Genomic DNA, 11,997 nt, shown 5'->3' with positions numbered 1-11,997 from the left:
ACCTGTCCGGACAGAACACCTAGGCTGGTCGCATGCGCCTGCTGCTGCTCCGCCACGGTCAGACCCACTCCAACGTGTCCGGCGCCCTCGACACCGCCTTCCCCGGCGCCTCACTCACCGACCTGGGCCGACGCCAGGCCGACGCGGTCGTCCAGGCGCTCGCCGGCACTAGCATCGACACCATCGCCGTCTCCAACCTCCTGCGCACCGCCGAGACCGCGCACCCGATCGCGACCGAGCTCACCCTCACACCCGTCGAGCACGACGGGCTGCGCGAGATCACGGCCGGTGACTTCGAGATGCGAGCCGACGAGGAAGCGGTCTTCGGCTTCCTCGGCACCATCGCCGACTGGCTCGACGGCGACCTCGACCTCCGGATGCCGGGCGGCGAGACCTGCACCGAGTTCCTCGCGCGGTACGACGACGCGATCGCCCGCGTCTGCACGGACGGTGTCGCCGCGGCGCTGGTCGTCAGCCACGGCGCCGCGATCCGCACCTGGGTCACCCACCGCGCGAGCGGCGAGCACGCCCCCATCCACGAGGGCCTGCACAACACCGGCTGCATCGTCCTCGACGGCAGCCCGGAGGAGGGCTGGACCATCGTGGCGTGGGACCGCGAGCCGATCGGCGGCGACTGGCTCGACGACGAGCAGGCACCCGACCCGACGGGCGGCGACCTGGACCCGGACGACGAGGTCCCCGATCAGTCCTCGGGGTCGTAGCCCAGGTTGGACGACAGCCAGCGCTCGGCGGTCGGCAGGTCCCAGCCCTTGCGCTCGGCGTAGTCGGCGACCTGGTCGCGACCGAGCCGGCCGACGACGAAGTACTGCGACTGCGGGTGTGAGAAGTACCAGCCGCTGACCGACGCACCGGGCCACATGGCCATGGACTCGGTGAGCTCGATGCCGATCTTGTCGACGTCGAGCAGCGTCCACAGCGTCGCCTTCTCGGTGTGCTCGGGGCAGGCGGGATAGCCCGGAGCAGGACGGATACCGACGTACTTCTCCCCGATCAGGGCCTCGTTGTCGAGCTGCTCGTCGGGCAGGTAGCCCCAGAACTCCTTGCGGACCCGCTGGTGCATCCGCTCGGCGAACGCCTCGGCGAGCCGGTCGGCGAGCGACTCGAGCAGGATCGCGGAGTAGTCGTCGAGATCGGCCTTGAACTCCATGATCTTGTCGGTGCTGCCGAGGCCAGCCGTGACGGCGAAGCCGCCGACGTAGTCCTGCAGCCCGGTCTCGACCGGCGCGATGTAGTCACCGAGCGAGCGGTTGGGGATGCCGTCTCGGTGCTCGCCCTGCTGGCGCAGGTGGTGCAGGGTCGTGAGGACCTCCGTGCGCGACTCGTCGGCGTACACGATCGTGTCGTCACCGGAGGCTGCCGCCGGGAAGAACCCGATGATGCCGTTGGCGGTGAGCCACTTCTCCTCGATGATGCGGTCGAGCATGACCTGCGCGTCGTCGTAGAGCTTGCGCGCGGTCTCGCCCGCCGTGGGGCTGTTGAGGATGTCGGGGAACTTGCCCTTCATCTCCCAGGCGTTGAAGAACGGCTGCCAGTCGATGTAGTCGCGCAGCTCGGCGATGTCGTAGCCCTCGAAGACCTGGACACCCAGCTGGACGGGCGTCGGCGGGACGTAGCCGTCCCACTCGATGGGCGTGCGGTTGGCGCGCGCGGCGTCGAGCGAGAGCATCGGCCGGTCGTGCTTGGTGGCGTGGCGGGCTCGCAGCGAGTCGTAGTCGAGCTTGACGTCGGCCATCAGCTTGGGGCGCAGCTCGTCGCTGAGCAGGGCGGCCGCGGTCGGCACCGACCGGGACGCGTCCTTGACCCAGATGACCGGCCCGTCGTACTTCTTGTCGACCTTGACCGCCGTGTGGGCGCGCGAGGTCGTCGCCCCGCCGATCATCAGCGGGATGGTCATGCCGGTGCGCTGCATCTCGCCGGCGAAGTGGACCATCTCGTCGAGCGAGGGCGTGATCAGGCCGGAGAGGCCGATGATGTCGGCGTCGTGCTCCGCGGCGGCGTCCAGGATCTTCTGCGCAGGCACCATCACCCCGAGGTCGATGACCTCGTAGTTGTTGCACTGCAGCACGACGCCGACGATGTTCTTGCCGATGTCGTGGACGTCGCCCTTGACGGTCGCCATCACGATCGTGCCGTTCTTCGTCTCGGCGTCGCCGGGCTGCTTCTCGGCCTCGATGAAGGGCAGGAGGTAGGCCACGGCCTTCTTCATCACCCGGGCGCTCTTGACCACCTGCGGGAGGAACATCTTGCCCGCGCCGAACAGGTCGCCGACGACGTTCATGCCGTCCATGAGCGGGCCCTCGATCACCTCGATCGGGCGGCCGCCCGCGGCCGAGATCTCGGCGCGGAGCTCCTCGGTGTCCTCGGTGACGTGGGCATCGATGCCCTTCACCAGGGCGTGGGTGATGCGCTCGCGGATCGGCAGTGAGCGCCACTCGGCGGCGGCCTTCTCCTCGACGGCGTCGGTAGCGCGGTACTTCTCCGCGATCTCGAGCAGCCGCTCGGTCGCCTGCATCGGGTCGGGCAGGCGGTTGAGGATGACGTCCTCGATCGCGTCGCGCAGCTCGGGGTCGATGCTGTCGTAGGTCACCAGCGCACCGGGGTTGACGATGCCCATCGAGAGCCCGGCCTGGATGCCGTAGTAGAGGAAGACGGCGTGGATGGCCTCGCGTACGGCGTTGTTGCCGCGGAACGAGAACGACACGTTGGAGATGCCGCCCGAGATCTGTGCGCCCGGGAGGTTCTCGCGGATCCAGCGGGCAGCCTCGATGAAGTCGACGCCGTAGTTGGCGTGCTCCTCGATGCCCGTGGCGACGGCGAACACGTTGGGGTCGAAGATGATGTCCTCGGCCGGGAACCCGACCTCGTCGACCAGGATCTTGTAGGCGCGCTCGCAGATGCGCTTGCGGCTGTCGAGGTCAGCGGCCTGGCCGTCCTCGTCGAAGGCCATGACGACCACGGCGGCGCCGTACTTGCGGCACAGGCGGGCGTGCTCGCGGAACGTGTCCTCGCCCTCCTTCATGGAGATCGAGTTGACGATCGGCTTGCCCTGCACGCACTTGAGGCCGGCCTCGATGATCTCGAACTTCGACGAGTCGACCATGACCGGCACCCGGCTGATGTCGGGCTCGCTGGCGATCAGCTTGAGGAAGCGGTCCATGGCGACGACGCCGTCGATCATGCCCTCGTCCATGTTGACGTCGATGACCTGCGCGCCGTTCTCGACCTGCTGCAGGGCGACGCTGAGCGCAGTGTCGTAGTCGCCGGCCTTGATCAGGTTGCGGAACTTCGCCGAGCCGGTGATGTTGGTGCGCTCACCGACGTTGACGAACAGGCTGTCGTCATCGATGGTGAACGGCTCGAGCCCGGCCAGTCGCATGGCGACCGGGACCTCGGGGACCTCGCGGCGGGGCTTGCCGTCGACTGCCTTCGCGATCTCCGCGATGTGAGCGGGGGTGGTGCCGCAGCAGCCGCCGACGATGTTGACGAAGCCCGCTTCAGCGAACTCGCCGATGATCGCCGAGGTCTCGGCCGGCGCCTCGTCGTACTCACCGAAGGCATTGGGGAGGCCGGCGTTGGGGTAGCACGACACGAAGGTGTCGGCGATGCGGCTGATCTCTTCGATGTAGGGGCGCATCTCCTTGGCGCCCAGGGCGCAGTTGAGACCGACGGCGATCGGCTTGGCGTGGCGCACCGAGTTCCAGAAGGCCTCGGTCACCTGGCCCGAGAGCGTGCGCCCGGAGGCGTCGGTGATGGTGCCGGAGATGATCACGGGCCAGCGGCGGCCGTACTCCTCGAACAGCGTCTCGACGGCGAAGATCGCGGCCTTGGCGTTGAGGGTGTCGAAGATCGTCTCGATGAACAGCAGGTCGGAGCCGCCGTCGAGGAGTCCCCGACCGGCTTCCTTGTACGCCGCGACGAGCTGGTCGTAGGACACGTTGCGCGCGGCCGGGTCGTTGACGTCGGGCGAGATGGAGGCCGTGCGGGTCGTGGGGCCGAACGCACCGGCGACGAATCGCGGCCGACCCGGGTCCTGGGCAGTGACGGCGTCGCACTCGAGGCGCGCCAGCCGGGCGGACTCGTAGTTGAGCTCGTAGGCGAGCGCCTCCATGCCGTAGTCGGCCAACGAGATCGCGTTGGCGTTGAAGGTGTTGGTCTCGATGATGTCGGCGCCGGCCTCGAGGTACTCGCGGTGGATGCCGGCGATGATCTCGGGCCGCGTGAGCGTCAGGAGGTCGTTGTTGCCCTGGACGTCGCTGGGCCAGTCGGCGAAGCGCTCGCCCCGATATCCGGCCTCGTCGGGCCGGTCGCGCTGGATGGCCGTCCCCATCGCGCCATCGAGCACCACGATCCGCTCGTTGAGCATGGCGGTCAGGAGCTCCGTCGCGTCCGGACGGTGGTCCGGGGTGATCGACTCGGCGGTGAGGGCGGGCAGAGCAGTCACAGGCCTCGAGACTCCAATCGATGAGGCGTCCAGCCTACGGAGCGCCGTCCACACTACGGACGGCAATTCCACGTGCTGGACGCGGGACACCGATGCTTCCACCGCGCCCCGCGGCAGCGAAATCGGCGCCGCCTCGTGGGCGGCCAACTAGGGTGTGTGGGTGATCGAGTTCGACGACGTGCAAGACCTCGTCTCCCCCGTGGTCATCGCTGCTTTCGAGGGCTGGAACGACGCCGCCGATGCAGCCTCCGGAGTGGTCGATCACCTGATGGAGGTGTGGGACGCGAAGGTAGTGGGCGCGATCGATCCCGAGGAGTTCTACGACTTCCAGGTCAACCGCCCCATGGTCGGGACCGACGAGCACGGCCACCGCCGCCTCAGCTGGCCGACGACCCGGATCGCGATCGCCTCGCCTCCCGACCTCGACCGCGACGTCATCCTGATCCGCGGCATCGAGCCCAACATGCGCTGGCGCCAGTTCTGCGCGGAGCTGCTCGCGGCGTGCGACGACCTCGGCAGCCAGCTCGTGATCACCCTCGGCGCGCTGCTGGCCGACTCGCCCCACACCCGGCCGATCCCGGTGACCGGCAGCGCCACCGAGCCCGACCTCGTCGACCGGCTCAAGCTCGAGCAGTCGACCTACGAGGGCCCGACCGGCATCGTCGGCGTCTTCCAGGACGCCTGCATCCAGCTGGACATCCCTGCAGTGTCCTACTGGGCGGCCGTGCCGCACTACGTCGCCGCTCCGCCGTGCCCCAAGGCGACCCTCGCCCTGATCGGCCAGCTCGAGGACCTCCTCGACTGCTCCATCCCGCTCGGCGAGCTGCCCGACGACGCCCGCGCCTGGGAGCGCGGGGTCGACGAGCTCGCCGAGGAGGACGAGGACGTCGCCGACTACGTCCGCTCGCTCGAGGAGTCGCGCGACACCGCCGACCTGCCCGAGGCCAGCGGCGAGGCGATCGCTCGCGAGTTCGAGCGCTACCTCAAGCGGCGCACCGAGGACTGATCAGAGCACGAGGCCGAGCGCCGCGTCGAGCACGGGCCTGAGGGTCGCGGCGGCGTCGGGGTCGCTGTTGTCGGCGAGACCGTGGGCGGTGTCGCCGAGCGTCGAGGCGGCCCACTCGTCGATGGCCGCGACGGCCGTGGGCGCGTCGAGGTCCTCGGCGAGCGCGGCGAGTACGGCGCTGACGACCGGTGCAGCAGGCGCACCCGCTCCGAGGGAGAGCGCCTTGCGCCACTGGGTCACGGTGTCGACCGCGGCCCACAGCTGCTCGTCGGTCCACTCCCAGTCGCTGCGGTAGTGGTGGCGCAGCAGCACCATCCGGATCGCCATCGGGTCGACGTCACTGAGGCGCAGCGCCGAGACGAAGACGAGGTTGCCCTTCGACTTCGACATCTTCTCGCCGTCGTAGGCCACCATCCCGGCGTGGGCGTAGGCCCGCGCGAACGGCTGGCCCGGCTCGGCGACCTGCGCCTCGCCGGCGCACATCTCGTGGTGCGGGAAGATCAGGTCGCTGCCGCCGCCCTGGACGTCGAAGGCGGTGCCGAGGTGCTCCAGCGCGATCGCGGTGCACTCGATGTGCCAGCCCGGCCGGCCGGGACCGAAGGGGCTGTCCCACGAGGGCTCGCCCTCGCGCTTGCCGCGCCACACGACGCAGTCGAGCGGGTCCCGCTTGCCCTCGCGCTCGGGATCTCCCCCGCGCTCGCCGAAGATCCGCAGCATCTCGTCGCGCGACCAGCCGGAGACGCCGCCGAAGTCGGTGTCGGCCGTGACGGAGAAGTAGAGGTCCGTGTCGACCTGGTAGATCGCTCCGGCCTCCTGCAGCCGCACGATGAGGTCGATGACGAGCGGGATCGACTCGACGGCGCCGACGTAGTGGTCGGGCGCGAGGATGCGCAGCGCCTGCATGTCGTTGCGGAAGAGCTCGGTCTCCCGCTCGGCCAGCTCCACCCAGTCGATGTTGACCTTGGTGGCCCGCTCGAGCAACGGGTCGTCGACGTCGGTGACGTTCTGGACGTAGGCGACCTCATGACCCGCCGAGCGCCAGGCGCGGTTGAGGAGGTCGAAGGCGAGGTAGGTCGCCGCGTGTCCCATGTGCGTCGCGTCGTAGGGCGTGATGCCGCAGACGTAGAGCCGGGCCGGGCCCTCGGGCCGGGTCTCGACCAGGCCACCGGAGCTGGTGTCGTGGATCCGGACAACGGGACCGGTGACAGTCAGGTCAGGGACCTCAGGAGATGACCACGAACGCATGGCGGGCAGCCTATCCGGCTCAGAATGGCGGCCAGGGAATGACCGGCCACTCGTCGCGTGGGGAGGGGAGCTCGTCGGCCGCGAGCAGGGCATGGCAGCGGCGTGCGAAGGCCTCGATCTCCGCCGGTGTGACGTGCTCGGACAAGGTGTCCCCGAGCGAGCCGCCCACCTCCGCGAGCACGCGGCGTACGCCCTGCTTCTCGTCCTCGCGCAGTCGCTCGCCCAGCCAGCCCCACAGGACGGTGCGCAGCTTGTGGTCCACGTGGAAGGTCAGTCCGTGGTCGACGCCGTAGCGGTGGCCGTCGGTCATCGCCAGCACGTGGCCGCCCTTGCGGTCGGCGTTGTTGACGAGCACGTCGAACACGGCCATCAGCCGCAAGGGGGTCGAGTCCTCGTGGACGAGCGACACCTGCCGGTCGTGGGCGTCCACACCGTCGAAGACGTGGAGGAAGCCCGCGGGCGTCTGACCTGCCGGCACGAGGTCGACGGCAGCCTGCCCCGGGTCGGGCTCCTGCCAGACCTGCACCATGCCCGGTCCGTGTGGCCCGTCGCGCAGGATCGTGCGCGGCACGATGTTCCAGCCCAGGGCCTCGCTGACGAGGTGGGTCGCGACCTCCCTCCCGGCGAGGGTGCCGTCGGGGAAGTCCCAGAGCGGGCGCTCCCCCGCGATCGGCTTGTAGACCACCCGCAGGCCGTCGATCTCACCGACGAAGGTGGCGTTGGAGGCAGGCATCACCCGGCCGTGGAGCGTGAGCTCGCCGGCGAGCGGATCGCTCACGACTGCTGCGGGTCGCGGCGGCGGAAGCCGTTGGCGCGCACGCAGAGGTGGCCGTCGGGGTCGATGGGGTTGCCGCAGAAGGGGCAGTCGGGACGGCCCGCCCCGATCACGCGGCGCGCCCGGTCGACGAAGGCGCGCGCGGCCCCGGCCGTGAGCCGCACCAGGAAGATCTCGTCGGGCTCGGGCTCCTCCAGCTCCTCCTCGAGCTGGTCGGGCGAGACGACCGCGGCCTCGGTGAAGGGGAAGACCTCGATGACGATGCGCTCGGTCGCGAGGTCCCACGAGAGCGTCATGGTGCCGGCGCGGAACTCCTCCTCGATCGGCTGCTCGAGCGGCAGCTTGTCGATGAGGTCGAAGGGCGCCACCGCCGGGATCAGCGCTGTGTTGTCGGCTGCCCGCATCACCTCGTCGAGGAGCTCGTCAATGCGCTCGGCCAGCGCCTCCACCTGCTGCTTCTCGAGCGCGACGCTGGTGAGGCGGGCTCCGTCGCGGGCCTGGAGGAAGAACGTGCGGGCGCCGGGGGGACCGACAGTGCCGACGACGAAGCGCTCCGGCGGGTCGAAGGCATGAACCAAGGGCATGTCGTCAGCCTAGCCAGCCGGGGTGGGCCCGGATCCCCCGCCGACGACGGCGTCGTCGTCGCTCTTCCGGCGACGGCGCTTCGCTGCGGCCGGCGCAGGCGGGGTGAGCCAGGACAGGTCGCCCGCGGAGGTGTTGGTCCCGAGGACGTAGGGCCGGGCCTCGGTGTAGCGCACGATCGACACGGACGCCGGATCGACGTGGATGCGCTGGAAGAGGTCGAGGTGGGTGCCGAGGGCGTCGGCCAGGATCGCCTTGATCACGTCGCCGTGGCTGACCGCCACCCAGACCGCGCCGGGCCCGTGCTCCTCCTCGACGCGGCGGTCGTGGCGGCGTACGGCCTCGACGGCACGGTCCTGCATCGCCCGCATCGACTCCCCACCCGGGAAGGTGGCGGCAGACGGCTGGGCCTGGACGACCTTCCACAGCGGTTCCTTGGCGAGGTCCTTGATCGCACGGCCCTGCCACTCGCCGTAGTCGCACTCGCTCAGCTTGCGCTCGGTGCCGAGCTCGAGCCGCGTCGGTTGCGCGCCGGCGATGGTCCTGGCGGTCTGCTTGCAGCGCTCGAGGGGGCTGGTGACGACGGCCGCGACCCGCACCCCGGCCAGCCGGGCCGCGGTCGCCGCGGCTTGCTCGTGGCCGTGCTGGTCGAGCTTCACGCCCGGCAACCGGCCGGCCAGCACACCGGTCGCGTTGGCAGTCGAACGGCCGTGTCGGACGAGGATCACCGTTGCCATGTCGTGACCCTAGCCGGGCACGAGGCACGAGTGCCTGGCGTGGGAGGGAGATTGAGCAAGCCCGCGTCCGAGCCCGCGAGGGCGCGAGGGCGCGACGAAATCCGTGGGCCTGCCACTAGCCTGACGGTTGTGATCGTCGACAACGCCCTCTACCACCAGGGAGTGCGCGTCCCGCTGGACGGCGACGACCCGAGCCTGGGGCAGGCGCGGGTGCCGTGCGGCCCCGGCGACTTCCAGTGGGTCGGCATCCACGACCCGACCCCGGCCGAGCTGGAGCAGATCGCCGCCACCTTCGACCTGCACCCGCTCGCGGTCGAGGACTCGGGCGACTCCCACCAGCGCCCGAAGGTGGAGCGCTACGGCGACACGCTCTTCATGGTGCTCAAGACTCTGTGGTAGGTCGATGAGTTCGACGCGGTCGAGACCGGGGAGATCAACGTCTTCGTCGGCCCGGACTTCGTCGTGACCGTCCGCCACGGCGAGGGGATCAACCTGGCGACGTCGCGCCGCGACCTCGAGCAGCGCGCGCAGGTGCTCGAGCACGGCCCGATGGCGGTGATGTATGCCATCTGCGACCGCGTCGTCGACGAGTACGAACGTGTCGGCGCGGCCCTCGAGGAGGACGTCGACGAGGTCGAGGAGTCCGTCTTCTCCCCCACCCGCACCAACGACTCGGCCCGCATCTACACGCTCAAGCGGGAGATCGCGGAGGTACGCCGAGCCGTGATGCCGTTGCGAGAGCCGATGCGCCGCTTCGCCACCGGCCAGATGGACGGCGTGGACGAGGAGACCGCGACCTACTTCCGCGACGTCGTCGACCACCTCCACCGCGTCGTCGAGGTCGTCGACAACCTCGACGGGTTGCTGTCGACCGCGTTCGACGCCCACCTCGCCAGCATCTCGGTGCAGCAGAACGACGACATGCGCAAGATCTCGGCCGGTGCAGCACTGGTCGTGGTGCCCACCCTGATCGCCGGGATCTACGGCATGAACTTCGACCACATGCCCGAGCTGCACTGGGCCTACGGCTACCCCTTCGCCATGGCCCTGATGATCGGTGTCTCCGCCGCACTCTTCGCGTTGTTCAAGAAGTCCGGCTGGTTGTGAGCTCCGCGCCCGTCGCCGCGGCGCCCCGCCTCAGTGCGTGGCAGGTCGTCTGGTGGTTCGGCTTCGTCAGCCTTGCCGCCGACATGGTCTACGAGGGTGCACGCTCGATGTATGGCCCCATCCTGGCCGCCCTCGGCGCCTCCGGCCTGGTCGTGGGCCTGGTCACCGGTGCCGGCGAGGCGATGGCGCTGGTGCTGCGGCTGCTCTTCGGCCCGGTAGCGGACCGCACCGGGCGCTACTGGTCGCTGACGATCATCGGCTACGGCCTGACCGCCGTGTGCGTGCCGCTGCTGTGGTTCGCCCCGCGGCTCGGCACGGCCGGACTCGCCTTCGCGATCGTGCTGATCCTGCTCGAGCGCCTCGGCAAGGCCGTCCGCTCGCCGTCGAAGTCGGCCCTGCTCGCCCATGCGGCGGGCGCCGTCGGGCGCGGCCGGGGCTTCGGAGTGCACAAGGCGCTCGACCAGGTCGGGGCGTTCTCCGGTCCCCTGGTGGTGGCCGCAGTCGTCGCCGGCGCGTCCATCTGGGCCGGGATGGCGGTGCTCGCCGTCCCCGGCGCGATCGCGATGGTGCTGCTGGTCGTCCTGTGCCGGCGCGTGCCCGACCCGTCCGTCTACGACCCCTCAGCCTCTCCGGCCGCGCCCGAGCCCTCGCGACGCTGGTTCGCCGAAGCGGTCGGCGTCGGCCTGCCGCCGGTGTTCTTCCGCTACGCCCTGGCCTGCTCGCTGACGACCGGGGCGCTGGTCACCTTCGGGATCATCGGGTACCACCTGACCGTCGACGGGCTCGTGCCCGTCGCGGCCGTGCCGCTCGTCTACGCCGGCGCGATGGCCGTGGAGGCGGTCGCGGCACTCGTCGTCGGCTCGGTCTACGACCGCACCGGGGCGAAGGTGCTGTTCGTCGTGCCGGTGCTCGTCGCCATCGTGCCCGCGCTCGCCCTCGGCGGCTCGTTCGCGCTCGTGCTGGTGGGGGTCGCGGTCTGGGGCTTCGCCCACGGCGTGCAGGACTCCACCATCAAGGCGGCCGTCGCCGATCTCGTGCCGGCGCAGCGTCGCGCGACGGCGTACGGCGTGTTCGCAGGCATCCAGGGTGCGCTGGCGATCGCCGGTGGGGCCGGCGCCGGGTGGCTCTACGACCGGTCGTTGCCCGCCCTGGTGATCGCCGTCGCGCTCAGCCAGCTGGTCGCGCTGGCGCTGCTCGCCACCACGCTGCGCCAGGTCAGGCGTTGAGGACGCCCGCACCGACCAGGATCAGGGTGGCCGAGCCGAGCACCACGCGGTAGAGCACGAACGGCGTGTAGGACTTGGTCGAGACGTAGCGCAGCAGCCAGGCGATGGCGGCGTAGCCGACGACGAAGCTGACGATCGTCGCGACCAGGGTCGGGCCCCAGCCGTAGGCGTTGTCGCCGCCGGGGATCTCCTTGAGCTCGAAGAGCCCCGCGCCGACGACCGCCGGGATCGCGAGCAGGAAGGCATAGCGGGTGGCGGCCTCGCGCTCGTAGCCGAGGGCCCGACCCATCGAGATCGTCGCGCCGCTGCGCGAGACGCCCGGGACCAGGGCCATCGCCTGCGCGAGTCCCATCAGCACGGCGTCGCGCAGGGTGATGTTGGCGATCTTCTTGTCGTTGCGCGAGAACCGGTCGGCGATCCCGAGCACGATGCCCATCACGATCAGGGTCGTGCCGATGATCCACAGGTTGCGGAAGTCCTTCTCGATGACGTCCTTGAGCAGGATCCCCAGGATCACGATCGGCAGCGAGCCGATGATGATGAACCAGCCCATCCGGGAGTCGAGGTGTCCGCGCCATTCCGGCTTGAACAGCGAGAGCACCCACGCCTTGCCGATCCGCCAGATGTCGTGGCGGAAGTAGATCAGGACCGCGAGCTCGGTGCCGATCTGGATGACGGCGGTGAAGGCCGCGCCCGGGTCGCCCCAACCGAAGAGCTCGGGGAAGATCCGCAGGTGGGCGCTGCTGGAGATGGGCAGGAACTCGGTGAGGCCTTGAATGGTGCCGAGCACCACGGCCTTGAGCAGGTCGAACACGTCGCAGGAGCCTACGTGCCGCGAGTACGGCGAGCCGTGGGGG

General features: G+C 70.1%; 9 protein-coding genes and 1 pseudogene. 4 read left to right on the top strand and 6 right to left on the bottom strand.

Annotated elements, in window-relative coordinates; genetic code table 11:
- Positions 1-32: 32 nt before the first annotated feature.
- Positions 33-722, top strand: coding sequence for a histidine phosphatase family protein (locus CF8_RS09295; protein WP_010832864.1), 690 nt, complete (start codon positions 33-35; stop codon positions 720-722).
- Here the strand turns inward: CF8_RS09295 and metH are convergent.
- Entirely contained in the window at positions 704-4,384 is a 3,681-nt protein-coding gene (metH, locus tag CF8_RS09290) for a methionine synthase (protein WP_198017020.1), read from the bottom strand. The genes CF8_RS09295 and metH overlap by 19 nt on opposite strands.
- Positions 4,385-4,622: 238 nt before the next feature.
- On the opposite strand from metH, the gene CF8_RS09285 reads away from it, so the two are divergent.
- Positions 4,623-5,468: a PAC2 family protein gene (locus tag CF8_RS09285; protein WP_036490652.1), complete on the top strand. Its 846-nt coding sequence runs from the start codon at positions 4,623-4,625 to the stop codon at positions 5,466-5,468.
- On the opposite strand, the gene mshC is transcribed toward CF8_RS09285, so the two are convergent.
- From mshC to CF8_RS09265, 4 genes are read right to left on the bottom strand one after another with little or no spacing between them, the layout of a single operon-like run.
- Positions 5,469-6,713, bottom strand: coding sequence for a cysteine--1-D-myo-inosityl 2-amino-2-deoxy-alpha-D-glucopyranoside ligase (gene mshC / locus CF8_RS09280; RefSeq protein WP_010832861.1), 1,245 nt, complete (start codon positions 6,711-6,713; stop codon positions 5,469-5,471). It lies immediately after the preceding gene.
- A gap of 19 nt (positions 6,714-6,732) precedes the next feature.
- On the bottom strand, positions 6,733-7,491 hold the full coding sequence (locus CF8_RS09275; protein WP_010832860.1) for an SCO1664 family protein: 759 nt from the start codon (positions 7,489-7,491) through the stop codon (positions 6,733-6,735).
- Positions 7,488-8,072 carry a DUF3090 domain-containing protein gene (locus CF8_RS09270; protein WP_036490648.1) on the bottom strand — a complete coding sequence of 195 codons (585 nt, stop codon included), beginning with the start codon at positions 8,070-8,072 and terminating at the stop codon, positions 7,488-7,490. The genes CF8_RS09275 and CF8_RS09270 overlap by 4 nt, the downstream gene beginning before the upstream one ends.
- 9 nt (positions 8,073-8,081) lie before the next feature.
- The gene (locus CF8_RS09265; RefSeq protein ID WP_010832858.1) at positions 8,082-8,807 is read right to left on the bottom strand and encodes a histidine phosphatase family protein; all 726 of its coding nucleotides are present in this window, start codon (positions 8,805-8,807) and stop codon (positions 8,082-8,084) included.
- On the opposite strand from CF8_RS09265, the pseudogene corA reads away from it, so the two are divergent.
- Together corA and CF8_RS09255 are read left to right on the top strand one after the other, a co-directional pair.
- Positions 8,706-9,914: pseudogene (gene corA / locus CF8_RS09260) on the top strand (magnesium/cobalt transporter CorA). The gene CF8_RS09265 and the pseudogene corA overlap by 102 nt on opposite strands.
- On the top strand, positions 9,911-11,140 hold the full coding sequence (locus CF8_RS09255; RefSeq protein ID WP_010832855.1) for an MFS transporter: 1,230 nt from the start codon (positions 9,911-9,913) through the stop codon (positions 11,138-11,140). Before corA ends, CF8_RS09255 begins: the two are co-directional and overlap by 4 nt.
- Here the strand turns inward: CF8_RS09255 and CF8_RS09250 are convergent.
- On the bottom strand, positions 11,130-11,954 hold the full coding sequence (locus tag CF8_RS09250; protein ID WP_010832854.1) for an undecaprenyl-diphosphate phosphatase: 825 nt from the start codon (positions 11,952-11,954) through the stop codon (positions 11,130-11,132). The genes CF8_RS09255 and CF8_RS09250 overlap by 11 nt on opposite strands.
- Positions 11,955-11,997: the final 43 nt, after the last annotated feature.

The organism is Nocardioides sp. CF8, assembly GCF_000389985.1.
Taxonomy (GTDB): Bacteria; Actinomycetota; Actinomycetes; order Propionibacteriales; family Nocardioidaceae; genus Nocardioides; species Nocardioides allogilvus.
The sequence above is the reverse complement of the archived record's forward strand: the minus strand, read 5'-3'. Positions and strand labels throughout refer to the sequence as shown.